Origin of the sequence: Paenibacillus sp. LK1 (assembly GCF_002750415.1) — a bacterium.
Taxonomy (GTDB): Bacteria; Bacillota; Bacilli; order Paenibacillales; family Paenibacillaceae; genus Paenibacillus; species Paenibacillus taichungensis.
The window spans coordinates 417,019-440,392 of sequence record NZ_PEII01000003.1 but is presented as its reverse complement, the minus strand read 5'-3'; the positions used below and the strand labels follow the sequence as shown (position 1 = coordinate 440,392).

The window sequence follows — 23,374 nt, the reverse complement described above, 5'->3', positions numbered from 1 at the left end:
TTTAGCATTAAGAGGCTCATTTGAATAATATACTAATTCATTTTTTGGTATAGAGATAAGGGGAGGTTACGGATGGAAACTAAAGCTATGAATCCAGAAGACCATATTCAACATATGTTGCAGGCGATCATCGAAAAAAACACAATCCATCATTAAGGATAGCAGTAAACAATCCCTCGGCTCACTGGAATATTTCCTGGGACATATTGTAGACTATCGTGATGTAAAGCAATACCTGACAGATGAGTGGCATATCCGCACACCGCGCTGGCTAGGGGAGTATGGAAATACGCCGGAGGAAGAAGAGCTTCTTTCAGACATTTACCGACTGCAAGCGTATATCGCTGAGAAATTAAAGGGCGGATAAGCGGCTGATGATGTCGCATTAGTCCGACTCAAATGTCGCAAAAGTACATGGTAACGCGATGCGGAGATCGTTTATACTCTCTTTATGTTCCGATAATGAAAATCATTATCAATATTATACATAAGGGGGATTCATCATGAATCAAGGAACAAAGGGGCAGGCTGCCGGAAGCAAGGCATATGCTGCTCGCAAATCACGATTATTCATGGGCTTGATGTTAGCCCTGATTCTAATCCTGACGGCGTGCGGCGCCGGAACGGGTACAGATAGCGGTAAACAATCCGCGGCAACACCTTCGGATACACCTGCGAGTACGGAGACGAAAACAGACGGCGCTTTTCCCGTAACGATCACGCATATGAAGGGTGAGCTGACGCTAAACGAAAAACCTAAGAAAATTGCGGTGCTTGATGTTAAGTTTCTCGATCAAATGTTAGCGGTTGGCGAGAAGCCGGCTGGCAGTGTTATCGCTGGAGGAAACTCCGATTTTCCAGAATACTTAGGCGATCAACCGAGTGGAGTACAGGTTCTGGGTACACGGGACGAGCCTAATCTGGAAGCGATTGTAGCGTTGGCCCCGGATCTGATTATCATGACTGATTTCCAGGAGAAGCAGTATGAGAGTGTAAGTAAAATTGCACCGACCCTTGTACTCGATTTCTACGAAGACTGGCGGGATACTTTAGCCACAGTTGCTAAGATTACAGACAAGCAGGACGAGGCAGAGAAAGTGCGCACGGCGTATGAGGAAAAAGTTGCTGGAATGAAGACAAAGCTGGCGGAGAAGCTGGGTGATGAGACGGTAGCGCTGATTCGTCCGCGTAAAGAAGGCATTCGTGTTCATGGGATTGAGCATCGTACAGGTGTTATTCTGTATCAGGATCTGGGCTTGAATATGCCTACATTGGTTGAGGGAATCAAGGATGATACTTCTGTTGAAATCTCAATGGAGAAGGTGCCTGAGATTGGCGCAGATCGTTATTTTGTACTGTCAGATGAACTGTTTGCGGCAGAAGCTGAGGCTATGGTAAGTAATCCGGTGTGGAAGTCCCTTGATGCAGTGAAAAATAACCGCACGTATGACGTAAACTCAACACTTTGGATCGCATATTACGGACCTCTTGCGATTAATCTAATTGTAGATCAGGCATCGGAAGCTCTGCTCGGATCGAATTAATATGACCCATTATCTCTCGACAGACTTATGGAAAGAGACAGTGAAGGATCATTCGATTTTGCTTGGTGAGCCGCCTGAACATAGTGTCCGTACCATTGCTTTGAGTGAGTTGCATGACGAAGCAGCATGTCGGGAGTATATCAGCTGGTTTCAGGAGTATATCGATGCACCTAACATGAAGGTTGCCGCTTCCATGTTAGCCAAGCGAATTGGCTATCTGTGGACGGCTCCGCTGGTGACCGCGATGACTTTTCATCATCAGCATGTTTCGTTTCAGCTGGAGAACAGCTTTCTCTATCATCCGGCGCTCTCAGATCATGAAGGCGGCACACGATTTCCTTTTCTAGCGGTGAATGGACTTCGGGCAGAACCACTATCGGAAGACAGGAAATCCTCGCGGGAAAAGGTGGTAGAGGAGATGTTTGCAGTACAGCTTACACCGCTGTTAAAGACGCTTGCTGTGATTGCGCCTCTTTCCATGAGTATCCTTTGGGAGAATATCATGGTACGCATTGGCCGCCTATACACAACGGATGAAAACGAGACGGAGCAGGAAAGAGAGCAAATTCAGGCAGACTTTGCCTATCTGACGCAGGTGGCATCCGGGCAGATTTTCGGCGTGAGAAAGAATCCGTTAACTCGCTTCACCGAATGCAAAGACAATGGCTACGTTGCCAAAAGCGAGCGGATCACCTGTTGTTTTTATTATCAGATGTCAGGGGAATATTGCAGAAAATGTCCGAAAATTGACAATGAGAATAAATCTCAATTAAAATGACAACAGCAACCATTTTACCTTTGCTATTGTCAGGAGATGAGAGAAATGCCGCTGCAAGAACAGACAAGTCTATGGAGTGATACGACGATCAAGATGCTTGATGGGTATAGCGGTACTTTGCAGACAGGCAGTGTTCTTAGCGAAACAGAATTAACTTCAAATGTGTTGCTGCTGGCATGCGGAGGGGAAGGGGAGCTTGCAATGAATGGTGAGGTTTGCCACATTGGAGCTTCTTTTGCCTGTCATGTGGTGGAGGGCACATCCTTCACGCTGACCGCCAGATCAGACGAACTTTATTATATCGTGATCATGTACAAGGCTTCTTCCATGGAAGGAGCCTCTCATGTTATACCCTCGTATCGCAAACACCACTGCAAACTTCGTTTATTCAGAATTCGGTGACCCAAGCGGAATGGATCGAGAATGCGGAAAAAATCGTTGCCAAATGGCGTCGTGGCGAAGGGCTGGAACGTTTTCATGCCAATGCGTTGCTCCAGGTGATGATCTACGAACTGATCATGGACTATGAATGTGGTCAAGGCGGAGCAGAGTCCGACATGGTGGATGTTGTCGTGTCATATATATCATCGCATTATCGTCAGAATCTGGAGCTTAAAGAGCTGGCAGCCCTCGCTGGGTGCAGTGTAAGACAGTTGCAGCGACGATTCAAACAAGAGAAGCAGCTCGGACCGATGGAGTACGTCATCCAGCTGCGGATGGAGAATGCATCGCGGATGTTGCATCATACGGATGCTCCCATTGGGGAAATTGCTGACAAAATGGGCTACCGTGACATGTATTATTTCAGTAGGGCGTTTAAGAAATATTATGGCGTTCCTCCGCTGCGTTATCGGCTTGCTGCCGCTTCGGAAACAGATGCAAACTATGCTCATTCCTTGCTGCGGAATCGATTGGCTTCTTCGTATGAGTCAGCCCAAGGCCCGGTGATCTGCCATATGCGAGGAGAGTATACTGTCACCGAGCTACCGCAACGTATCGCTGTACTTGATGTCCAGTATGCCGATCATTTGATTGCGCTTGGGTTGTCTCCAGCGGGAAGTGTAGGAGTAGGAAGTGCAACGTTCCATTTCCCGCAATATATCAGGGCAGGACTTCAAACTACCGAATTGCTCGGAACGTATGAGTACCCTGATCTGCTTGCTGTGGAACGACTGTCTCCAGATCTGATTATTTGCACCGAGGTGCATGATCAGCACGTTGAACGGTTAAGCCGGATCGCTCCAGTGATTATGTTCAAGCGTAATGAGAGCTGGCAGAACATCCTGAGTCTGTTCGGTGAACTGACAGGCAAGCGGGCAGAAGCCAAGCGTATACTTGCGGATTATCATCGACGAACCGCATTGCTGTCCGAAGAACTGGCTCCAGTACTGGCAGGTAAAAGTGTGGCATTGATTCGTCCGCTGGACTCTCTCGTTCGGGTTCACTCTGCCGCTCATCGTACAGGTGCTGTGTTGTACCGTGATCTGGGTCTGCCTGTTCCGTTATTTGTATCCGATACCGCTGACACAGCCTATCATATCTCGGTTGATAGATTAACGGCTGTACAAGCCAGTCACTACTTTTTGCTCAGTAATGAGCTTATGCAGGATGGGATATCCGCGACAGAACAGCGTGTGTGGGGGATGCTGGATACGGGTGAGCGACAGCAAATACATTCTGTAGATGCTGCGACATGGATCGGCTGTTATGGACCGACAGGCATTAATGGCATTGTGGATCAGATTGAACAGGCGTTGTTGGCTTGAGGAGTTATGATTTTTTTGTTGTTCGTAAAACGGCAAGGTAGCTCTTTGATACGGCTCATCGTAAATCATATTATAACTTATTGAAATTGCTTACAGATTTAATATTGACGGTAATTGCAATTTAGTCTCACGTAATGTAAAATTACTTAACGGAAAAACATGGAAGGGGTGGGGGTATGAGGTGGAAACGGAAGACTTACATTCAGTCGACTTGCGTAATTTCATATTTCCATTCCATTAGGACACTAAAGCATTTATTGCTTTAGTGTTTTTATTTTATGGGGGTGTAATAATTGTCAAGGTACAAAAGGGTTCTCGTTAAGCTAAGTGGTGGAGCAGTAGCAGGAAACTCTGAATTTGGTTTTGAGCCAGAAAGGTTAGACCATATTGCGGATGAAATTATGTCAGTAGTAAATTTAGGCGTTGAAGTATCGTTAGTTATAGGTGGGGGTAACATTTTCAGAGGTAATATGGCGGAAAGCTGGGGGATAGAAAGGGCAGAAGCTGATAACATTGGGACGCTTGCGACTGTAGTAAATAGTTTAATGCTTCGTGGAGTTCTTAAAGCCAAGACCAAAAAGGAAGTACGAGTAATGACCGCAATACCTATTACTTCAGTTGCAGAACCATACATTCGTCTAAGAGCAATCCACCATCTAGAAAAAGGCTATATTGTAATTTTTGCAGGGGGGAACGGTCAACCTTACGTTACAACAGACTATCCTTCAGTACAAAGAGCTATCGAGGTTAATTGTGACGCTTTATTAGTTGCAAAGCAAAGTGTTGATGGTGTTCTTAATGCAGACCCTAAGTTTGATAAAGATGCAAGGAAATTTCGTTCGCTTCATTACAACGACGTTTTAAAACACAACTTAAAGGTAATGGACCAATCAGCTTTCATTTTAGCAAGAGACTACAATCTGCCAATGCATGTGTTTAACTTCGATAAACCAGGCTCGATGAAAGAAATCTGTGAGGGTAAGAATAATGGTACGATAATTAGTGGCGAATCAGTTTCAGAGTTGGAATGAAATATGTTAGCAATACTACTCTCCCTTGATTTAGCGAAACGATAGTTCCACAAAAGAGAAGTTCTATTCAAAATCCCACTCGGCCATGGAGTGGGATTTTGTTTATGGATCAACAAAGTCAGACTTCCCAAGCTTAAAGCAAGTTAGATATTCATAATCTTTTAAGTTGGGGTAATACCAGCGTCACTGTCACCAAGTGCAAGCGTATGGGTTAGATTGGAAATTGTTGCTTGTGATTTAGATAACATAAAGTTAACCTTATTCATAAATAATGTAAATTTCATGTCATTCCTTGCTTCAATTGCTCTGATATAATTTCTGCTAGAGCGAACCTCCCAGTAAACAAGTAACAACTCAACCAGAACAAAACACTGAGGGAAAACTGATAAAGTCATCGGAAAGTAAAGAAAAAGTATCGCCCCATTTGTTATATAGCAATGAAGAATTATTCGCTGTATGGAAGTAGCTAATAGCACATGGTGATATAAAAAGAAGGAACAGAAGATTTCAATCCATACGGGGATTAATTCAGTTAGCAATCGAGTAAACATGAGAAATCATAACTTCATAGTAGGAGTGTGAGATATGAAAAAAACAATATTGGCTTGTATGATGATAATGTTGATGCTAGTATCGGCTTGTGAAAATGTTGAAAAGACATCCAATCCCAATACTTCTAGTGAGCTTAAACCTGAAACTCAGGAGGCTATTATTCAAAAAAACACATCCGATTATTGTACGGTAGACCGTATAAGCTTGGATAGTGAAACTGATAAATATTTCTATGGAACTTGGAAAGTTGAGAAGCTTTTAGGATTTGCAAATTCATATAATGATGCTTCTGAATATCCAACAGGGCAAAAATTTATTGGAGATAAAATTGTAATCGAAAAAGACTTTTTTTCATCAAAAGGACTTAAAAAGTATAAGAAATATCAATATGAACTAAAAAATCCATTATATCAGATTACGGCGACATGCTATAACTCTGACTCTTTTTATAGATATTATAAAATAGATATCCCAGACTTACATATAAATGATGAAATAAAGGCAATAGATATAAGTGACTCTTCTACAAAAATGAGCATACCTGTAAGTTTAAGCTTTTTGGCTGTTAATAACGATAGGCTTATCTTGTTATCAGAGGCAACTATTTTTGAGCTTAAAAAAATTATTGATTAACTTATTAAATGAATTAAGGTTATGTAATAAGTTCTGTGCTAATTTATAAACAAGAAAGGTCAGCCTCTTTTGGACTGACCTTTTCTTGTTTATGTCGTAAACGAGTAAACTGCAGTGTATTAACTGGATATTTGTGAGTATAACCCATGCCTTTACAAAATAAAGTTGCTTCTTCATTTCTTCGTCTCGTTAAGTTTCTATCATATGAAAATGCTTTGCTTACTAATTTTGAACAATTATCGTTTTCTTCTTTTGATCCGTATGGATAAGGGTTTGAGAAAACTAATGATTATCCCTTATTCGCCAATTCACCTTCTTAAATGTAACAATATGGGTTATCATATACGTAGTTCAGGCACTAGTAGATGGGATATGTTGTATTTGTGAAATACAAAAATTAGATATTATATGAATTCAATTGACAATTACGAGGTGATTCAATGAGAAAAAACATAGCAATAATCATACTAATGGTTGGATTGATAATAAGCATGTTTTTCAACTATCAATTCAAAGGGTACAAAGACAATCAAAAGGTTGATTACACGGTTAAACTGAATCATGGAACTCAAATTGGTATAAAAGAATCTATCTACAATTTAGATAATGTGATAAAAAGCTTAGAGGACAATTCTTCGAAGGAAACAGTCATACACGCATTAGGAAATGTGGCAGTATCTTTGAAAGTGGGTGAAGAATCATTCGTCTTTCTGAAATCCGACTTCCGGGAAGATCAATTATCTTCAACCTATTTAATCTATAATGTGTTTAGAGATATGTATACGCATATAAGAGTAGAAATCATAGGCGAAATATTATCGAATAAGGTTTCGCTAGAAAAAGAATCGAGAAATCAACTTATTCAGGATATAGAACTGCTCAAACAAGATTTGGAGTATATTGATAGTCAATTTAACGAGGATATTCTGAAAGAACAAAATCCTCAGTGGATTGAAAATAAATGGAAAGAGTTAATTGGAGAGATTGTAAATAGAAATACGGATTATAAGTTATATGAAAGAATGAAAATGAAGTACAATCTATAAGCATTTTGTGGAAAGTAATGAAATCTAAATATCAACAAATCTACGCCGCGTTGCTTTCGCTTCTTGGTCTGCCGAGGGTATTTGAAGAAGTGGAGTCAGCAGGTACCCTGTACTACCTTACTGATTTGCGACAAGTCGCTGCACTCTTTAAGGTAGTGAGGGTTCGTAGATGTAAGAACACTTTATGAAATTCTCGATAAAACTTTTTTGGGGAGAACTGATGAAACCATTACAAATTATCAAAATGCCTCCATATTTTAAGATTCTTAATTGTAATATCACCGAGGTTCTAGATGGATTATTAATAGAAGACAATTCTATTTTATTTTTAGACATTTACCATGAAGAAGATCTCGATACCTACTTATCTAAAAATAAAGTATTAAAGTTAGATAATGTGATACAAATAATCGATAACTCAAATAAGATGAGTTTTATACCATATATCAAATCTAAGAAAGATTTTAATCAATATAGGTATCAAGACTGGGACTTTTCTTGTATTGTCTTTGATAAAAATTTAAAGAGTCTTTTCTACATAAGAGGGATAGAGGACGCAGGAGAGAACGGAATTAGAATAAAAGAAATGGAGCCAAACTTATATAATAAATATTTTTTTAATTATCAAGAATAGAAAGTAACTCTTAAGTAGATGAGTAAGGAGGGACATCATGAAGCTTTTTCGTGGAAAAGAAGACTTAATTCAAGGTACTGATCTTATAAAACCTTCAATATATACGCCTTTTGGAACAATTGAACTTTCTCTTGCTCTCTCCAGCGAATGTTATCTTCCTACTCACTGTGCCCAGCTCAAACATGGCGGCTCACTATACCAGTATTACTACGACTCGTTTGATTACGAGTTATTGCTCTGTAATCTGGACCATAATCTTTCTTTACCTCAGGAAGTAGACGAATGCTGGGGAGCCGTATTTAGACTCAAACCCAATGCGTATAATCAGATAAGCACGTGTAGCTTTTCTGCTTTGTGGAAAGAGGGATATAGCTGGGAAGATTACGGAGATGACACTGGAGAAAATCTTGAAGCTGTCGAATATGAGAATGAACAATACCGTCTACACATAGGAACTCAAGAAAAACCACTGATAATGCGAAAACGAATCCAAGGTGATATGATTCCTAAATCTCTTGCTTTAAACTCTGATTTTGAGAAGTATAGTTTTGTCTTACATTCTGATCAAGGTATTGAAGTATCTATGACAGAGATGGATTGCTTTCTGATCGACATCTTACTGAGCGGAGCTTGCAGAAAGTATTTGAAGAAGCAGGACGACGTGCAGGAATTGTGAAAAAGGTGAGTATTCACGCTCTGAGACACTCCTCCGCCACTCATTTGCTGGAAAACGGGACAGATCTATGATAGATTCAGGAGTTACTCGGTCATACGAGTGCATGAACAACTTAGAGATATATGCATGTTAGTACGAAAAATATTCAGGTATTCAAAGCCCACTGGATGTATGGACATGGGAGATTAAGTTTCCTGATTATTCAGAGGAACATCACTTAACATCATATTCACGCTACGCGGAAATTCGTTCTAGGTCTTGTATTCGCCGGTATGCATGATATGAAGCGTAAGAACGTAAAAGAAAAAAGAATCGGCGAACCGATTCTCAAAGTAAGTTTCATTATTAAGGCGTAAAAAAACAATTTTCACATGATAGCAAAATCTACGTCAATTTAACTGAGTAGCTAAGCTTATCTCAATCTTGCACTTTATGATAATTACCAGTCCATGGATCAAAAACGTATGAATTTACTTCTGAATTTTTTTCTACAGAAAACATATAACCTTTTTTAATTTCATTAGATTCATCTTCTATTAAAGTATTCTTCTGCTTATTAACCACATAAGGTTCTTCTAAATTCTGAGTGACCTTATCTACCGCACTTTCATACGTGTATTGAGGAAGTGTAGTTATTGCATAAATTGGAATAAATATCAAAAAGAGTGTTTGTAAAAAAAATGCTATTTCTCTACGCTTTTTACTTAGTTGAACTTTTAAGAAATAACTCAACACTATGAAAAAGACTAACGCTCCAATAAAAGGAAACAGATCTAAAATATTATTGTAACGATATTGTAAAAAAATTAAAAAAGATATTTCTATCAGAGAAGCAATAATTATTAGTTTTCTATACATCATATCTCCTTTGAATAAGTAGTTGAAGCCAAATCAATGACATCAACTTATCTTAAATATATATTGAGTGGACTGTTTCGAAATAGCCTTAGTTAAGAAGCCAAGCATTATAGGCTCCGATTATGCAAAGATCAGTATTACTTCTTCCTTCGCCTTCAACTCTAATTGGTACCCATTCAACTTTTCCGTTCTTTGTATTAATCACTTTAGCATCTACGATCGTTCGCTTACTGCGCAGTCCAATCTTCCCGTTAGATCTTACTTCCAAGTCTTGTGCAGCAAATCTTCCATAAACTTGACCAGTAATAGCTTTGGTGATCTTATCAGCAACAATAGTTGAGCCCAGCGCTGCGAGAATAGCTACAATTATACCACCTGTGCCGACTGTGATAAGGCCGATAATCACGCCTACTATGATTGAAACTTTAGTTCCTTTATCATAATTAAGATTATAAGTTTGTCCAAAAGTGATTTTTTCTTGTTTATATAAATAACCCCATTGCTTCACATTTGGATTAGAATTGTATGCTGAATCTACAAACGTCCAATTACTAGCAGCACTAGTAGCAAAAGATTCATTGTTGCTAATCATCGGATCTGGAGCAACTTTTTCAATATAGTCACTCTCATTAGAATATTCTACTTTCCCATCATTATCAATTGTCATCATATCTCTTGTTTCTTTGTTTTTAATTGTTTGAGATTCTTTTTCGCCATTTACATAAGAAGTTACAATATATTCTTTGTCTGTTTCTTCAATTGAAACTTCCAATGTACTGCCATCCTCAGTAGGGATAACGTATGTACCCGATTCATTAGTGGTACTAGTAGTGGAGCTAAATCCACTAGCCCCTGCTAATTGAACACTTAAAATACCAACAATTAGCAGGCAAGACAACAATGACGTAAATAATTTTTTCATACGAACACTCCTTTAATTAATATACTTTTAAAACGTTTTATACCCAATCATTTCCTAATATAATACATAATATCATTTAAGGCAAATGATTATCTTTTCACCATGAGTTGTTTTTAAAGAAAGTCTGACCTACTTCCAAGCGAATTTGGTGTATAAATTGGTGAAGATGGATTGCCTCCATCTTTGTCTCGAAGGAAATGTTATGATTCAGAAACGATATTTGAATTCAGGTGTATATGATAAAATGATAGAAAGTTTTAAAAATACGAATAACAGGGGGTAAAACACATGAAATGGCAGGAAGTGAGAGAAATGTTCCCTGACCAATTTGTTCTGGTTTCTATTCTTCAATATCATGAGGAAGATAACAAAAAAGTCGTGGAGGAGGTTGCTGCACCAATTCGGACTGTATCCGAACAAGATGCAAATAAAGAGTTTTTTCGTGTAGAGCCTGGTAACGTTGTATATCATACTTCAAATCCAGACTTTGTGATTCATCTCCGCAAAGATCCATTAATGAGAGCGGGATATTGAACGGATATGGAGCAAAAGATTTAGAAGGGGAGAGCCTATGAGCGAAAGAGCTAAAAAGAAATTGAAAATGCAATTTGGCTTCATCATACTATTTATTTGTATCATTGGCGTGCAATTAATTGTTAAAAACTACTTCGTGAATCATCCCCCTGCATGGACAACTGGATTATCCATTTCTGGTTTTATTATATTTTGTATACTTGGGCTGCTAAGCTACCTTGATCTCAAGAACCAAGAACAATTCGTAACGATTGGGCAAATCGTAGATGTGAAGAAGGATAAAAATATTATTATCGTTAAAGGGCTGGGGAGAGGTCATCAAAAAATATTAATAAAAGATAGTCATATCCTGAATATGATGCAGCCAGATGAACTAATCGAAATCACGAGATTAAAATATACAAACATGATAACGAAAAAAGTGCCAGGAGCTGCAACTTTGAACAATTGATGAAAGAGTGGCAGTTTTTTTACATATCGTTAACGGTATTAATTTTAATTCTACTGAACGTTATGCTTTATTGAGAGATGCCATCGCTAGACTACATAACGCCAATCTTAGAGTACAAGATGTGAAAGCCGAGCTATTCATACATCAGAGATAAGGAAGTCAGGGAATGGAAACAAAAATGCTGTTTGGCGTAGGTTTGGTCTTCGATACACCTGAATACGGAACTATCATGATGGGGGCGAACGAAGAGCTGGACGATCTTCTTCCTTCGACCATTCAAGAGATGATCGGTGATCAGATTTTAATTAAAACAGTGGATGGGGAAGAGCGGGTATATGATGTTGTTTCTTCTCAGATCAACCACTCAATTGCGGGTAAGAAGAATGTTGGGATATGTTTGGGGAAAGAGGTATCACTAGATGAAATAGAAGTTGGTTCAATTGTTTACTATTATTCATCAGAACCATTGATTAATAGTGCAGCTTGGGTAAAGAATTAAAAAGACATTGGAAGGTCGCTTGATTCCTTATGGGATGAAGAAGAGCCTTTCTTTTTTTTTTGACATTAGACAGTACAAATACTCGACCTATTCAAAATCCATTGGATCGTAGGGACATAAAGGAATATTTACCGAAAACATCTCCCTTTTTCACCAAATTTTTCTTCGCAAAAATCACTGCATAGGTTATCATAGACGTAATTCAGATATCAGATTGGATTTATTATATTTACGAAGTACATAGATTAGATGTTATAGGAAATCAACGCGAAGATAATTTACTTAAGAGTAAAACTAAGTCAAAGAAGAATTACATTGATTAATGATACTATTAATTGTTAGTATTATTGTATATCAAAATATGGCTATCATATGGGGGAATAATATGTTTCTTAGATATTTCGGGCATTTTGGTACATTTGCTTCTCTTATTGGTTTAGTGTTCACTATAAAGCCAGAAGGTAAGCTTACTACTCCAGGTATAGTAGTGTTAATGTGCTTATGTTTTCTATCATTAGTATTAGCTATTTATGAGGAGATAAAGTTGTATAAAAGCAAGAAAGGGAAAGTGTACAGTAGTAAAGAAAGTGTTCGTAACTACATGTATAAGTGGATATCTCAAGAAGGTGTCACATTCATATTTAGTAGAGATTTAAGCTGGGTTTCTGATGAGGAAATGAAGAATTTATTTAGAAACAAAGCAAGAAGCCGCGAACTAAAGCTGTGTGTTTCTGAATCGATACCCTTCGTTTCAGAATTAGCCGAACTTGGAGCCGAGATACATACGTACAAACAATTGGATTACACTTTGAAAACTCGGTTTACCTTTGTGAGAGTTGGCAGACTTGATAGTAAGGTAGCGATTGGGAGAGATGTTAATGGAAATCATTATATTGAAGAGTTTAAAGCAACAGATGAGCCAGTGTTTTCTATAGCAAGTGATCTAATGGAAGTGTTGTCAAGAAGTAATCGTTTATTTAAAGGAGAAGATAAGGGTGAAAGCAAAACGGGTAATTCAGAAATCAAACGAGCAGTTAGCTCTAGAATGGGACAGTATAGCTCACATTAGAGCAGAACAGATAGAAAGAGAACAAGACTTAAGTTATAAATATATACTTGTACCGGGAATTCTATCGTTAATTTCCAATAAAAGCTTTAATAATATAATTGACATAGGATGTGGAAGTGGACATCTTACACAAAAACTAAAAAACAAAGGAAAAATAGTTACTGGTGTTGATTTAAGTGAAGAAAATATTAGTATTGCTCAAACTAATTATTCTGAGAGTAATATTAATTTTACCAATGCCTCAATTGAAAATTTTTCAAGAATGGCTCTTAATGGATCTTATGATTTAGCTGTTGCTAATATGACGTTGATGGATGTACATTCATTAGAAAATACGTTAGAAGCAGTATCAAAAATATTATGCAAGAAAGGTGAGTTCGTCTTTTCTATAACGCATCCCTGTTTTTGGCCATTCTATTGGAATTATTGGGATGAAGAATGGTTTGATTATAGTAGTGAAATTTTTATTGAATCCTCCTTTAAGATATCTTTGAGTTCGAATGAAAATATTAGGACAACTCATATACACAGACCGCTGGAGTACTATATTAGAACTTTAAAAAAATTCAACTTTCAAATAAACACAGTTGTAGAACCACTACCTACTCCAGATGTTGAATCTTTATATCCAGTGAAATGGAAATTCCCTCGTTTTCTTTTAGCTCATTGTTCTACTTTTTAATGAACTATTCGGGCATAATTAGTTGCGTTCAAATAATCAGTAAGATTCACTATAAAAGCTATAGTTAAATAAATTGTTTTAATAGCTCCAAGAAGGTATGTCATCCTATAACAAAGTATTCACGCTGTAGAGCTATCGCTCCTTGGTTGTCAGTTGTATAATCCTGAAAGAATCTTAGACAACAAACGCCCCATCCTAAGATAAGAGCTATCTAAGGCTGGGGCGTTTCGTGAATAACGTTAGCCGAAATAGTTTGCAATTCATATGAAAGTATAGGAGTCAATTAATGATGCAATCAAAACAAATGTATAGTGCTACAAATGCTTTAACCGGCTACATATTTGAATATGAATTGGCAGGTATGATGAAACAACATCAAGACTTTAGTAACGTTGTAATGGAAAGTCTTGTACATGGCGATTCCGGAATAGATATTATTGCAGATTATCGAGGAGAAACAGTTTTGATCCAGTGTAAAGTAAGTCCCATTTTCTCAATGAGTAGATTAGAACAAATCTTAAAACAGTTATCTGTATATAAATCTTCTAAAGATAAAGTAGTTTTAGCATTTCCGGGAGAATTATCATCAAAGCAAAAAAGCGAATTAAGAAAACATGATTGGCTGACAATATGGGATATTGATGAAATTTCAAAGATATTTTATTCGCAGATAAGAAGGTTACAATCAGAAGAATTAAAAAGACTATTCGAAAAAAATGAGTTATTTAGCACTACAGAAGAAGATGAGCTATTAACACAATTAAACAAATGTTCAAAGGGGAATAGGCACTGGATGGCCTATCAAAAGATTTGTGCCAACATACTGGAACACCTTTTTTGCCCAAATCTAGGTAAACCGATTATTGAGCTTTCGGATCACGTAAGGGCGAATAGAAGAGACATTATTATGGCTAACTATTGTGATGAAGGATATTGGAAATACTTGAGAGGTAGATATAGAGCTGATTATATCATTGTTGACTCGAAGAATTATTCGACCAAGGTAGACAAAAATTGTGTATTACAGATAGCGAATTATTTAAAAGATTATGGCCCTGGAATGTTTGGAATAATTGCTTTACGGACTGAACCAAAAGAATCTGCATTTCATACTCAAAGAGAGATTTGGATGGCACACAATAAATTAATTATTTTTATAAATGATACAGATTTTGAACAGATGCTAATGCTAAAAAAGAATGGGATTAATCCAGAAGAGGTTATTAAACAGAAAATTGAAGATTTTAGATTAGGCCTATAATCGAAAGACACACTAACAACGGCTAACAAAATATTCACGCTTCGTCTCCTTCGGAGCCTTGGTCTGTCGGAAGGATTTTGGAGAGGAATTTCGGCAGACAACCACTTCGAGGTTCGTGAATACAGAAACGTTAGGCGTAATGTTAGCACAAGTTTGTATGGAGGGACAAAATGTCTGAAAGACTTTATAAACCAATATGCAAAGACCTCATTGAGCATGAAAAAAAGTGCCACTTTTGCGCAAAGAATATGAAGTCTCTCAAAGCATATATATTGAAACATAAGGAAACTGGTGAAATTGTACATGCAGGTCCATCTTGTACAAAAAATAACATTGATCAAGGAATTAAGCTTTCAGCAATTCCTGATTTGACAAAATACACACAACCAATGGGCGGAAATGGTGGGGGAGGCGGCAGTGGTAATTCAGAAAAGCCAATTATTAGAGCTGAGGAAGATAAAAGAAAAGCGATGGAGTATCTTGAACTTAGAGAAAAGAAATTTGAGAAGTATCCTTCTGTTTCATATAACGTTTTAAAAAACTATTATAATAAAAGCCAAAATGAAGAACTTAATGAAAGTGAAATACGACACATTTTGAACATAGAAAACAAGACTGATGAAAGATATAAACTTGCGAATCTGCAAAGATGTTACAATTACTTATTTTGGATAGATGTTGCGCTTGATAAGCTTGAAGACAACAATTTTTTGAAAAGCATAAGAACGTATATTATAAAAAACTTCAAGATAAGCGCTAAACAAAGAGATGCAGTGAATAACTGGCTGAAAAATATTAAGGGCGTTCCACAAATAAAATAAGAGTTTTCTAGCACTACACCTAACACAGCACTCCCAAAAAATGAGCTGTTCTATAATGTCCCTTACGAAAATTTGAAAGGGATCGCTCCAATTTGCTATCGCAGACACGCTCAGATCGGAGGGCTTGGAACGTTAGGTGAAATATCTTGAAAATTGGGAGGGAAGCATGGATATTCTTGGAACGGTTTATACATTCCTTGTTAAGAATAATGAAGGGAAATACTTTGAAAGTTCATCAATTACTTATCGAAGGAAACTTAATGTGTTTTTCGAGTATCTAATAAACGAATGTAATCTAACAGATAACAATGGGGAAGACATATTACGTGGAATGGATGAGAAGAAGTTTACTGCAAGTGTAATTTATTATGTTGAACAGTACAATATACAATTTTCATCTACTGTAGATAATTATCTCTCTGTAATATATTCATATTTTCGATATATTAGAGATTCATTTAGAATTGTGAATAATATTATTGACAGTGAAGAAAAACTGAAAAAGTTAAAAGGTTATATCACTTCAAAAACAAAAGAATATAGTCTCATTACTCGAAAACAGAAATCACCAATAAATAAGGATGTTTATAAAGAATGGATTGATTATTGTGATGAGTGTATCAATAATCCGAAAAATGACCTAATAAAGTTAATAGGATATAACAAAGCGTTTACTGATTTTGTCTCAGCAATAATTACCAAGCTTGTACTGCTTACGGGGTTGAAGATCAAATGTATTAAAGCAATAACACTTAAAGACTACGATTTTCAATTAAATATGATAAAGTTGAATAACTTCTGGATTCACTTACCTAATAATTATGCTAAACAGATTAGAAAATACTTAGAAATTAGGAATTCCGTTGTTAATCAAGATACGGAATCACTTTTTATAAATATTCAGGGTAAGTCTCTTATTTCTAACGCATCTATGTTTGAAGTGCTCGAGCCTGTTATTGGAAGTAAGGAAGCAGAGAGTGTTGCTAAGTACGTAATAATGCAGCAAATCAAGGTTGGAATACCACTAGGGTCAATTAAAAAATTGACTGGATTTTCTTATGAGACAATTCTACATTGTGCCGAATTAGTAGAAGAAGAGTGTGATATAAATGATCAACATGAAATTAATAGACAACTGGACTCTAAACTAAGAGCTATGGCTTTATTTGATAAATTATAAGAATATAGTGCTCTTGTGTGTAATTCAATGAATCGGATAAAGACAGAAACCTTAATTCTCCTAATATATGAGTTATTCAAGGGTAATCGATTTCCATGAACAAAAGAATGTTAAGTGAGATTACTAAAGTCTTATCTACGGAGGCGATACATATATTTATTTCAAAAGACCAACAAACAAAAATTAAACAACTAAATCAAATACTTGGGATGAAACATCGGAGCACACCATTTGATTTGAATAAAAAAGAAGATTGGATAGAAGCTATTGAGATGATTACTGCCGAGTACGTAGACTTTTGTGAGTTTTGGGGGAGATTGTCAAATTTGAATTCAAATTTAGATGAAAGTCTTGAATGTTTTTATCCAGCTAGTTGGGTGGAAATATCCCAAGAAGGCAAAATAAAAGATATGAAATTAAACAATGCAATCAAATCAGTAAATAAAGCGGAAGATTCTTTACGAGTATTAATGGATCGAGCAGAAGCGAAGTGTAGAAAGATATGGATTTTGGTTTTTGAAAGCCAACAAAAAGCGGTTATAAAAGAATTTTTAGGAGAAGAAATGCTTTGCAGTATAGAGGATTTACAAGAGATTTTAGAAGAAGAGATTTTTGAAATGGCAACAGAAATAGAATATATAGGAAATGTTGAAAGTTCGACACGAGAGTTCTCAAAAAACCTAAAACAAAAAATCGAATTAAAGAAATCAAAGTAGTAACTATATTTACGCTGAGGACATTCGTCCTAGGTCCGGCTTTCAAGGGACCACCCGACTTGTGTCAGGGTGTGACTAGAGAGGATTTTCGTGAAATTGGAAAGAAAAAGGTGAATTAATGTCATTTAAAAATAAAGAAATTAGAAGAATAATATCAAAAAAATTAAGGGATCAAAAATCATTATTTAAAGAATATGACAAGCAGAATAATCAAGAATTAGCGTTTACTCTAACGGATATTGATGATCTTTTTTCAGGTTTAAGAGAGTTTAATAAGGATTCTAATCGCAATGTAAATAAACATTTAAAAGATCAACTTGAATTGAGCAATTTAGCTATGTTATTAACAGGTTATCTCTCTTTGACTTTGCAACAGGAAGAGAATAAAGGGGAACTGTTTGATGGACATTTCGATCTTCCAAAACCTCACATTGTATTAAGTTGCCTTACGACTCAAATTACAAACCATACTCTATCTGTAATAAATTTAGTAAAGAGCGGTTTAGATAATTCAGCAAGAACAATTCTCAGGACCATAGAAGAGTTAGTTTATCTTACAATTTATCTTGCCTCAGATATTTCCAAAATCAAAGTATATTCAGATATAAATAACCCAAAAGAAACATGGTATAAAAATTTCAGATTGGAAAAGATAAATAAGGAGATTGTAAAAATAGAAACTCGATTAGGTTTACCCGATAAACTTATACAACAATTCAAGGAACACAGGTCGGAAGGGTTTGAATTTTATTCTCAATATATTCACAATTCTTATGGTGTTATTGCTTCTGGAACATTTGTAAGATCATTTAGTGATGATGATGCTGTGTATAATAGCTTGTTTGGCAAAGAATCAAGGAATTCAATCTCCACATTAAATAATGTTAATTCTACACTTTTTTATTTCAATCTTTCAATGTTTAAGCTTTTGATTAGCGATCACAAGACAAAGTTATCTCCTTCAAACGGAATATCAAGAATGACTTTGATATTGTTTGAAAGCTTTAAAGAGATTTATCTGAATTCTCTTAATGAAAGAGAATCGGAAAGTATCTTTTAACAACTCTATGTAACTATGTATTTACACTTCTGAGAATGATCAGACAACAAACGCTCCAGCCTAAAATCGATCTATCTAAGGCTGGGGCGCTTCGTGAATTTGTGAGATTCATTGTACTTCCCCAAGCAAATATCCCACAGAAACCTCCAAAGCCTTTGCGATGACCACCACTTCATAATCCTGAACAAGTCGATACTGACCCTCCAAACGTGAAAGACTGGTCTGACTGATATCCAAACCTAATGTTTGTAATTTCGCAAGAAATTCACGTTGTTTAATCCCTTTACTTTTACGGATAGCTACGACTCGGGAACCAATTATGTTTTTGTCTCCAGGTGGTTCTTGTCTATGTTTCATTATGTACACCCCTCATTTCAACCAAATTGTATGAGAAATAATGGTTGTTTTAATGCATATATCGAATTAAAATAAAATAAACCGATAATCGCATTAAAATGATTGCTCACGTCTAGTCTTAACAAGACATGATGCAATTCAGACCCATCAGAGAGGTGGATGTATGAGCTGGTTGCTTGACTTATTGGAAGAGGAACGGCGCAAGCTTAATCAGCTTGGAGAGGCATCCTTGAAGCAAGCGATACCGTTGTGGGACAATCCTGCAGTTCAGGAACAGAGTCGAAGGGTAGATGAACTGGTGGCCCGAGTGGGTGAAATGAAGGCGAGACATAACCAAGTTTTACGTTGATGAGTGAGGTACATAATGCGTAGGGGAGGAGAAGCTATGAATTTTCCACCGTGGTTGCAACGAGCGATTCAGGCAAGGCTGGATGAGGTGTCTTCTCGGATCGAGCAAGATCCTGAACTGAGCCGTGTACGTGGGGAAGAAGACGAAGCTTTTGAATCTTTGTTTGCAGGCAAGCATGTGGAGCAGACACCTGAATATACCGAGTGGGAGAATCGTTACATTATCAGCAAAGGAATAGAGAATGAACGGTTGTACATGTAAGGGCTGAAGGATGGTATTCAGCTCACAGTTTCCTTACTGGGCCAGTCGATGTTGGAGGATAGCAATACAAAGGCACATCAAACCACTAACGCTAACCCATAACTCAGGGGAAGCGACCCTAATCTCGAATTAAACAACCCGAGCTGAAGCGGTAAGTTACACGCTTCAGCTCGGGTTTTAATGCTCTACTTTTCCAAATCTTACTTCGCACTTACCGATTTAAACCAATCATTCACTTCTTGGGTGATCTGATCTCCGCCATTGGATTTCCAGTTGGCGACAAATTGGTCAAAGGCATCAACCGGCAGTTGGCCGTAGATGATTTTGTTGAAGGTTTCCATCTCGGACTGGCGGAGCAGGTTCCATTTGGATACCATGGTTGGTGTTGCAGCACCGGTAAAGTAGTTTTGTTTACGGATGTCGATCTGGGACATAACGACTTTACCTGCATACCAGTTTTCCGGTTTACGGAATTCGGCCATTTGTTTCTCGTAAGGCGTTTCAGGCTTCTCGCCGTTCGCCAGCTTCACGAGTGTTTTCATGTACAGATCCGGTATACGTGCTGGGCCAGTCAGGAAAGGGAATTCGTTGGAGAAGTCTTTGATCTTCTCTTTGTCACTGGTCGGTTGTCCGTCAATGATATCCCAGTCATAACCTTTGGCGAAGCCGTATTCATACTCACTGCCCGCAGTCGGGTTAGCCAGGTTATCGAGCAGGTAGTTGTAGTACAGGAAGATGGCTTCTGGATGCTTCGCATCCTTGTTAATCATGATACTTGCGTTGACACCAGAGTTCTGCCACTTCGTACCGATCTTGCCGTCTGGGCCAGCCGGAACAGGGTAAGCTTTATATTTTGATCCAGGTACGTTCTTCAGCAGGTCAGGTGCCGGCCAGTCGGGTACCCAGTTTGCGCCAGGCAGAATGCCCGCTTTGCCAGCCGTCCAGCTTTCAGCGGATTTGCCTTCGTCCCACAGGGCGGAATCGGTATGGATATAACCTTTATCCATCCATTCAGCCAGCTTGGCAAGGGCTTGTTTCGCACCCGGGTTAACGGAGCCGTACTCCAGATTGCCGTTTGCGTCTTTGTTCCATTGCTCCTCGATTGTGCCATATGCACCGAACAACCAGTCGAGCTGCCCCATCCAGGTGTTGGTGTTATTTTTCAGCGAGATCGCCAGCGGGAATACTTTGTCTGGAGACAGACCGTCCGGGTTCTCGTTCTTGAATTTGTCCATGATGTTCTCAAGGTCTGCAATGGTTTTCGGAGCTTCCAGGTTCAGCTTCTCCATCCAGTCCTCGCGGAGCCAGAGCAGCGTATCGTCGTTATCCGTATACTCCATGATCGGCATGTTGTATTTCTTGCCGTCCTTGGTGAACGGATACCACAGTTCAGGATGTGCAGCTGCGTGATCTTTCAGGGTCTGACTCGCGTACTTGTCGAACAACTCATCAATGGCGATGAATTGACCGGAGTCGATCAACTGATTGGTCAATACCGCATTGGTCGGTACGGATACGAAATCAGGCAGCTTCTCGCCAGAGGCGATAGCCAGTTGCAGCTTTTGTCTGTATTGATCGTCATTGGCCGGATACCAGGTATCTTTATGCTTCATACCCAGTGTTTCCAACATCCAGCGATCGTGAACGTTATTTTCTTTGGTGTCCCCTTGCACGTATTTCTTCGGCATCAATACCGAACTGAATTCGATGGGTGGGTCGTATTTACCTTTGGCAAAAGCAGCTTCTGCTTCAGCTGAACCGACGGTCGCCGGTGTATCATCTTTGGTACCATTGTCACTGGCTGTATCGCCACTGCCGCACGCAGTGATCGTGATGAGCGCGATAACCATGAGCAGTGACCACCATGTTTTAAATTTGATCATTGTTCAATCCCCCTACGATGTATGATCTTTACAAGTGTAACTGTACCAATTTGGGTGGGAGGGCATCTATATGAGTTTGTTAGTTTCGATAGGACTCTCTTATGCAAATTAATGTTGGTCTCGGTACTCCTGCGGCGTGACGCCGAATTGACGCTTGAACACTTTGATAAAATAAGCAGGGTCCATATATCCAATCTCCATGCTGATTTCATATACTTTTTTGGTGGTCGTAACCAGCTTGTGACAGGCCCGATCCATGCGCAGGCGCGAGATATAATCACTGATGCCTTCACCCGTTTCGATCTTATAAATCTTGGACAAATGGGTCGGATGCAGATTGACATGGTCGGCCAGTACACGCAAGGAGACATCCAGATGCAGGTTTTTATCTGTAAAATCCTGAATCTTCTTCACATACTCTGAACGGATGTCCTTGATCTCGTTGGACGTGCCTTCCTTGAGTTTGCCAAGCACACTAAGCGACCATTTCCGCAGTTTACTGATGGTGGTGAAAGCTTCTCCGCTCTGTAACCACTCGATATCTTCACCCATTAAATTAGCCAAAGTCAGCTTGTTACGGTGTGCGAGATTGGTGAACGAAGCCGTAATTAGAAATCCAGCCTCCATACAATGCTCCCACGATTCCGACCATTTCTCATCCAGCTCCGCACAGACGGCTAGTATTTTTTCTTCTGCCGTATCCCATTGACCACTCTCTAACAGATGAATGAACGTGGGTGGGGTATACAGAACATCCAGCGGACCTTGTGCCGACGGAGTCTCCACGTCGCTGACCCGCATGACGAATTCACGCTCGTCTCCGACAATTTGCCGAAAATAAGCAGAGGCCTGCCGAAAACGATCATATAGCTGATCGGGAAACGCGAACCACTCGGTGATGACGATGGAGAGGGACCCCTTCAGAAATTGCTTCACCTTGGACTGAAGCTGTACGGACAGCTTTTCCAGTATGGTTTCTTTGCCAATGTCGGTATCGTTCGCTTTCAGTTGAAGCAGAAACACCAGATATCCATGCTCCTCCTTTACGCCCCACACTTCCATAAACTCGCCCATAATCTCTTCCGCCATATTGATGACCGCATATTCGAGCAAGGTTTGATCGTTGTTGTCATATTGCCCGAATTCTTCTTCCATACGTACAAGCATTAACGCACAATCCCCGGCGTGGAAGGGCAGATCGTAATTGGCAAGTTTCCGTGCCCATTCACTGGAGGCAATTCTATGTCCCTGCAAAGCTTCAAGCAGCAGTCGACCCCGCAAATGCGGCAGGTTCTCCCGCAGGGTAAACTGGGTTCGTTTCAATGAGCTTACGAGTTCCCATTCGGTATTTAATTGATCGATGGCCTTTTGAACGGCGCCCATTAATTCATCATCTGTCGGTGGTTTAAGCAAGTAATCGACGGCCTCGAACTGGATGGCTTTTTTGGCGTAATCGAATTCGGAATGTCCGGATAAAAGAATACACTTTATTTTTTTGTCACGGACTCTGATCCGTTCGATCAGTTCAATACCTGTCATTTCGGGCATTTGAATATCCGAGATTACAATATCTATAGGGTGCGTATCAATCAGCTGAAGTGCTTCGTGCGCCGAGTATGCTTTGTGCACCTGTTCGATCCCCAGCGTATGCCACGGTTTGGTCATGGACAGGTTATCTACCCAGTGTGCTTCATCGTCTACGATGATCATTTGCATGGTGTTTACTCCTTAAAAGTAGAATCTCTTTATTTCACGTGGTCACTACACGGTCAGAACCATCTCTCAATCGCTGTTATCCCCAGATTTTTTTG

The 23,374-nt window shown here is 38.7% G+C and carries 27 protein-coding genes; 22 read left to right on the top strand and 5 right to left on the bottom strand.

Annotated features, from left to right (window positions below; all coding sequences use genetic code 11):
* Window positions 1–503: 503 nt before the first annotated feature.
* The 10 genes from CS562_RS09140 to CS562_RS33380 all read left to right on the top strand — a co-directional run bounded on the left by CS562_RS09140 (window position 504) and on the right by CS562_RS33380 (window position 8,731).
* Complete coding sequence (locus tag CS562_RS09140; protein ID WP_099855148.1) at window positions 504–1,544, top strand: ABC transporter substrate-binding protein; 1,041 nt, start codon at window positions 504–506, stop codon at window positions 1,542–1,544.
* A gap of 1 nt (window position 1,545) precedes the next feature.
* A complete protein-coding gene (locus tag CS562_RS09135) occupies window positions 1,546–2,322 on the top strand; it encodes a (2Fe-2S)-binding protein (RefSeq protein ID WP_099855146.1) in 777 nt (258 codons plus the stop codon).
* Between the two features lie 45 nt (window positions 2,323–2,367).
* Window positions 2,368–2,724, top strand: coding sequence for a cupin domain-containing protein (locus tag CS562_RS33385; protein ID WP_257219431.1), 357 nt, complete (start codon window positions 2,368–2,370; stop codon window positions 2,722–2,724).
* Window positions 2,721–4,088, top strand: coding sequence for a helix-turn-helix domain-containing protein (locus CS562_RS09130; protein WP_257219430.1), 1,368 nt, complete (start codon window positions 2,721–2,723; stop codon window positions 4,086–4,088). Before CS562_RS33385 ends, CS562_RS09130 begins: the two co-directional genes overlap by 4 nt.
* 293 nt (window positions 4,089–4,381) lie before the next feature.
* Window positions 4,382–5,119 carry a UMP kinase gene (gene pyrH / locus CS562_RS09125; protein WP_099855144.1) on the top strand — a complete coding sequence of 246 codons (738 nt, stop codon included), beginning with the start codon at window positions 4,382–4,384 and terminating at the stop codon, window positions 5,117–5,119.
* Between the two features lie 585 nt (window positions 5,120–5,704).
* Window positions 5,705–6,304, top strand: a complete 600-nt coding sequence (locus CS562_RS09120) for a hypothetical protein (RefSeq protein ID WP_099855142.1) — start codon at window positions 5,705–5,707, stop codon at window positions 6,302–6,304.
* A gap of 440 nt (window positions 6,305–6,744) precedes the next feature.
* On the top strand, window positions 6,745–7,350 hold the full coding sequence (locus CS562_RS09110; protein WP_099855140.1) for an oxidoreductase: 606 nt from the start codon (window positions 6,745–6,747) through the stop codon (window positions 7,348–7,350).
* A 220-nt stretch (window positions 7,351–7,570) separates the two neighbouring features.
* Window positions 7,571–7,984: a hypothetical protein gene (locus CS562_RS09105; RefSeq protein ID WP_090808340.1), complete on the top strand. Its 414-nt coding sequence runs from the start codon at window positions 7,571–7,573 to the stop codon at window positions 7,982–7,984.
* Window positions 7,985–8,021: 37 nt separating this feature from the next.
* The gene (locus tag CS562_RS09100) at window positions 8,022–8,660 is read left to right on the top strand and encodes a hypothetical protein (RefSeq protein WP_090808341.1); all 639 of its coding nucleotides are present in this window, start codon (window positions 8,022–8,024) and stop codon (window positions 8,658–8,660) included.
* Complete coding sequence (locus tag CS562_RS33380) at window positions 8,615–8,731, top strand: tyrosine-type recombinase/integrase (protein WP_257219429.1); 117 nt, start codon at window positions 8,615–8,617, stop codon at window positions 8,729–8,731. The genes CS562_RS09100 and CS562_RS33380 overlap by 46 nt, the downstream gene beginning before the upstream one ends.
* 346 nt (window positions 8,732–9,077) lie before the next feature.
* On the opposite strand, the gene CS562_RS09090 is transcribed toward CS562_RS33380, so the two are convergent.
* The gene (locus tag CS562_RS09090; protein ID WP_090808343.1) at window positions 9,078–9,518 is read right to left on the bottom strand and encodes a hypothetical protein; all 441 of its coding nucleotides are present in this window, start codon (window positions 9,516–9,518) and stop codon (window positions 9,078–9,080) included.
* An 88-nt stretch (window positions 9,519–9,606) separates the two neighbouring features.
* Window positions 9,607–10,440 carry a hypothetical protein gene (locus CS562_RS09085; protein WP_099855138.1) on the bottom strand — a complete coding sequence of 278 codons (834 nt, stop codon included), beginning with the start codon at window positions 10,438–10,440 and terminating at the stop codon, window positions 9,607–9,609.
* A 288-nt stretch (window positions 10,441–10,728) separates the two neighbouring features.
* Here CS562_RS09085 and CS562_RS09080 point away from each other — a divergent pair, with 288 nt between their 5' ends.
* The 10 genes from CS562_RS09080 (at window position 10,729) to CS562_RS09035 (ending at window position 18,713) form a co-directional block, all read left to right on the top strand.
* Window positions 10,729–10,974 carry a hypothetical protein gene (locus tag CS562_RS09080; RefSeq protein WP_099855136.1) on the top strand — a complete coding sequence of 82 codons (246 nt, stop codon included), beginning with the start codon at window positions 10,729–10,731 and terminating at the stop codon, window positions 10,972–10,974.
* A gap of 37 nt (window positions 10,975–11,011) precedes the next feature.
* The gene (locus CS562_RS09075) at window positions 11,012–11,425 is read left to right on the top strand and encodes a hypothetical protein (protein ID WP_099855135.1); all 414 of its coding nucleotides are present in this window, start codon (window positions 11,012–11,014) and stop codon (window positions 11,423–11,425) included.
* A 166-nt stretch (window positions 11,426–11,591) separates the two neighbouring features.
* The gene (locus CS562_RS09070) at window positions 11,592–11,924 is read left to right on the top strand and encodes a hypothetical protein (protein WP_099855134.1); all 333 of its coding nucleotides are present in this window, start codon (window positions 11,592–11,594) and stop codon (window positions 11,922–11,924) included.
* Between the two features lie 385 nt (window positions 11,925–12,309).
* Window positions 12,310–12,993 carry a hypothetical protein gene (locus CS562_RS09065; RefSeq protein WP_125477252.1) on the top strand — a complete coding sequence of 228 codons (684 nt, stop codon included), beginning with the start codon at window positions 12,310–12,312 and terminating at the stop codon, window positions 12,991–12,993.
* Complete coding sequence (locus CS562_RS09060; RefSeq protein ID WP_180287080.1) at window positions 12,920–13,675, top strand: class I SAM-dependent methyltransferase; 756 nt, start codon at window positions 12,920–12,922, stop codon at window positions 13,673–13,675. Before CS562_RS09065 ends, CS562_RS09060 begins: the two co-directional genes overlap by 74 nt.
* Window positions 13,676–13,964: 289 nt before the next feature.
* Window positions 13,965–14,936, top strand: a complete 972-nt coding sequence (locus CS562_RS09055) for a restriction endonuclease (RefSeq protein WP_218966729.1) — start codon at window positions 13,965–13,967, stop codon at window positions 14,934–14,936.
* Window positions 14,937–15,106: 170 nt separating this feature from the next.
* A complete protein-coding gene (locus tag CS562_RS09050) occupies window positions 15,107–15,757 on the top strand; it encodes a hypothetical protein (RefSeq protein WP_099855129.1) in 651 nt (216 codons plus the stop codon).
* A 136-nt stretch (window positions 15,758–15,893) separates the two neighbouring features.
* On the top strand, window positions 15,894–16,937 hold the full coding sequence (locus CS562_RS09045) for a hypothetical protein (RefSeq protein WP_125477251.1): 1,044 nt from the start codon (window positions 15,894–15,896) through the stop codon (window positions 16,935–16,937).
* Between the two features lie 95 nt (window positions 16,938–17,032).
* Window positions 17,033–17,653 (top strand): hypothetical protein, encoded by a 621-nt coding sequence (locus CS562_RS09040; RefSeq protein ID WP_099855125.1) that lies wholly within the window; start codon window positions 17,033–17,035, stop codon window positions 17,651–17,653.
* A gap of 118 nt (window positions 17,654–17,771) precedes the next feature.
* Complete coding sequence (locus CS562_RS09035; RefSeq protein WP_099855123.1) at window positions 17,772–18,713, top strand: hypothetical protein; 942 nt, start codon at window positions 17,772–17,774, stop codon at window positions 18,711–18,713.
* A gap of 108 nt (window positions 18,714–18,821) precedes the next feature.
* Here the strand turns inward: CS562_RS09035 and CS562_RS09030 are convergent, their stop codons facing one another.
* On the bottom strand, window positions 18,822–19,070 hold the full coding sequence (locus CS562_RS09030; RefSeq protein ID WP_099855121.1) for a helix-turn-helix domain-containing protein: 249 nt from the start codon (window positions 19,068–19,070) through the stop codon (window positions 18,822–18,824).
* A gap of 163 nt (window positions 19,071–19,233) precedes the next feature.
* Between CS562_RS09030 and CS562_RS09025 the strand changes: the two genes are divergently transcribed.
* Complete coding sequence (locus CS562_RS09025; RefSeq protein ID WP_099855119.1) at window positions 19,234–19,419, top strand: hypothetical protein; 186 nt, start codon at window positions 19,234–19,236, stop codon at window positions 19,417–19,419.
* A gap of 36 nt (window positions 19,420–19,455) precedes the next feature.
* The gene (locus CS562_RS09020) at window positions 19,456–19,680 is read left to right on the top strand and encodes a hypothetical protein (RefSeq protein ID WP_099855116.1); all 225 of its coding nucleotides are present in this window, start codon (window positions 19,456–19,458) and stop codon (window positions 19,678–19,680) included.
* A 200-nt stretch (window positions 19,681–19,880) separates the two neighbouring features.
* Here CS562_RS09020 and CS562_RS09015 read toward each other — a convergent pair whose 3' ends face one another.
* Together CS562_RS09015 and CS562_RS09010 are read right to left on the bottom strand one after the other, a co-directional pair.
* Entirely contained in the window at window positions 19,881–21,563 is a 1,683-nt protein-coding gene (locus tag CS562_RS09015; RefSeq protein ID WP_099855114.1) for a type 2 periplasmic-binding domain-containing protein, read from the bottom strand.
* Between the two features lie 108 nt (window positions 21,564–21,671).
* Window positions 21,672–23,279, bottom strand: a complete 1,608-nt coding sequence (locus CS562_RS09010; RefSeq protein ID WP_099855111.1) for a response regulator transcription factor — start codon at window positions 23,277–23,279, stop codon at window positions 21,672–21,674.
* Window positions 23,280–23,374: the final 95 nt, after the last annotated feature.

What these genes read in the sequence shown, in the direction of transcription:
- CS562_RS09055 (WP_218966729.1), top strand. Translation starts at nt 13,965, where the DNA reads ATGCAATCAAAACAAATGTATAGTGCTACAAATGCTTTAACCGGCTAC.
- CS562_RS09035 (WP_099855123.1), top strand. Translation starts at nt 17,772, where the DNA reads ATGTCATTTAAAAATAAAGAAATTAGAAGAATAATATCAAAAAAATTA.
- CS562_RS09135 (WP_099855146.1), top strand. Translation starts at nt 1,546, where the DNA reads ATGACCCATTATCTCTCGACAGACTTATGGAAAGAGACAGTGAAGGAT.
- CS562_RS09050 (WP_099855129.1), top strand. Translation starts at nt 15,107, where the DNA reads ATGTCTGAAAGACTTTATAAACCAATATGCAAAGACCTCATTGAGCAT.
- CS562_RS09070 (WP_099855134.1), top strand. Translation starts at nt 11,592, where the DNA reads ATGGAAACAAAAATGCTGTTTGGCGTAGGTTTGGTCTTCGATACACCT.
- CS562_RS09100 (WP_090808341.1), top strand. Translation starts at nt 8,022, where the DNA reads ATGAAGCTTTTTCGTGGAAAAGAAGACTTAATTCAAGGTACTGATCTT.
- CS562_RS09080 (WP_099855136.1), top strand. Translation starts at nt 10,729, where the DNA reads ATGAAATGGCAGGAAGTGAGAGAAATGTTCCCTGACCAATTTGTTCTG.
- CS562_RS09085 (WP_099855138.1), bottom strand. Translation starts at nt 10,440, where the DNA reads ATGAAAAAATTATTTACGTCATTGTTGTCTTGCCTGCTAATTGTTGGT.
- CS562_RS09090 (WP_090808343.1), bottom strand. Translation starts at nt 9,518, where the DNA reads ATGTATAGAAAACTAATAATTATTGCTTCTCTGATAGAAATATCTTTT.
- CS562_RS09105 (WP_090808340.1), top strand. Translation starts at nt 7,571, where the DNA reads ATGAAACCATTACAAATTATCAAAATGCCTCCATATTTTAAGATTCTT.
- CS562_RS09030 (WP_099855121.1), bottom strand. Translation starts at nt 19,070, where the DNA reads ATGAAACATAGACAAGAACCACCTGGAGACAAAAACATAATTGGTTCC.
- CS562_RS09025 (WP_099855119.1), top strand. Translation starts at nt 19,234, where the DNA reads ATGAGCTGGTTGCTTGACTTATTGGAAGAGGAACGGCGCAAGCTTAAT.
- CS562_RS09110 (WP_099855140.1), top strand. Translation starts at nt 6,745, where the DNA reads ATGAGAAAAAACATAGCAATAATCATACTAATGGTTGGATTGATAATA.
- CS562_RS09120 (WP_099855142.1), top strand. Translation starts at nt 5,705, where the DNA reads ATGAAAAAAACAATATTGGCTTGTATGATGATAATGTTGATGCTAGTA.
- CS562_RS09075 (WP_099855135.1), top strand. Translation starts at nt 11,012, where the DNA reads ATGAGCGAAAGAGCTAAAAAGAAATTGAAAATGCAATTTGGCTTCATC.
- CS562_RS09065 (WP_125477252.1), top strand. Translation starts at nt 12,310, where the DNA reads ATGTTTCTTAGATATTTCGGGCATTTTGGTACATTTGCTTCTCTTATT.
- CS562_RS09010 (WP_099855111.1), bottom strand. Translation starts at nt 23,279, where the DNA reads ATGCAAATGATCATCGTAGACGATGAAGCACACTGGGTAGATAACCTG.
- CS562_RS33385 (WP_257219431.1), top strand. Translation starts at nt 2,368, where the DNA reads ATGCCGCTGCAAGAACAGACAAGTCTATGGAGTGATACGACGATCAAG.
- CS562_RS09040 (WP_099855125.1), top strand. Translation starts at nt 17,033, where the DNA reads ATGAACAAAAGAATGTTAAGTGAGATTACTAAAGTCTTATCTACGGAG.
- CS562_RS09140 (WP_099855148.1), top strand. Translation starts at nt 504, where the DNA reads ATGAATCAAGGAACAAAGGGGCAGGCTGCCGGAAGCAAGGCATATGCT.
- CS562_RS09020 (WP_099855116.1), top strand. Translation starts at nt 19,456, where the DNA reads ATGAATTTTCCACCGTGGTTGCAACGAGCGATTCAGGCAAGGCTGGAT.
- CS562_RS09015 (WP_099855114.1), bottom strand. Translation starts at nt 21,563, where the DNA reads ATGATCAAATTTAAAACATGGTGGTCACTGCTCATGGTTATCGCGCTC.